Origin of the sequence: Nitrincola tibetensis, from assembly GCF_003284585.1 — a bacterium.
In the GTDB taxonomy this organism is placed as follows: domain Bacteria; phylum Pseudomonadota; class Gammaproteobacteria; order Pseudomonadales; family Balneatricaceae; genus Nitrincola; species Nitrincola tibetensis.
In genome coordinates, this window is record NZ_QKRX01000047.1 from 1 (window position 1) to 606 (window position 606).

Sequence of the window (606 nt, forward strand, 5' to 3'; positions counted from 1 at the left end):
TGTAAAGCCAACAACTTCAATTACGTTGCCTTCAGGTGTTGTGATGCTGAAAGGCGCTGCATTGCTAGCCTCTAGTGCTTCAAGCGTAACAACTATTCCTGCAATGGTGACAGACTGTATGCCTTGGGAAGAGGTAATACGAATACTACCACTGTCTTTAGGCTCACCGTCGTTTGCTGCTGAACCGTTAGATAAGAACTTTTCAAAGACTTCAAGTGAACCTGATGTCTCAATCGCCAGTTCTACAACTAATAACAATTCATCACTAGTCTGACCAAACACATCCTGGCCATTATTATCAATGGCTTTGGCAATGATCGTTAAGTCACCATCGACTAACTCACGAATATCAACATTATCAACAGAATAGCTTCCATCTTCATTGACACTCGCTTGGGTTGTAACAGTATTCCCTAAGCTGTCGGTGATGGTTATTTCGACGGTGCTATTTTCAGGCACATCTATTGTTGTACCTTCGATATCCATCAGCCCCGTTTCATTCTCGACTGAGGTTTCAACCGTGATGTCTGCCGCAATCGCATCCAGCTCAGCGTTGTCTGTGCCTGTGATTGGGTTACCATTGTTGTCCGTTGCGCTTGCAACCAC

1 protein-coding gene is annotated in these 606 nt (G+C 44.6%); it reads right to left on the reverse strand.

Translation table 11 applies throughout. The features are described from left to right. Positions 1-606 (reverse strand): hypothetical protein (locus DN062_RS18625; RefSeq protein WP_205126781.1); only part of this gene is annotated, 606 nt, incomplete at both ends.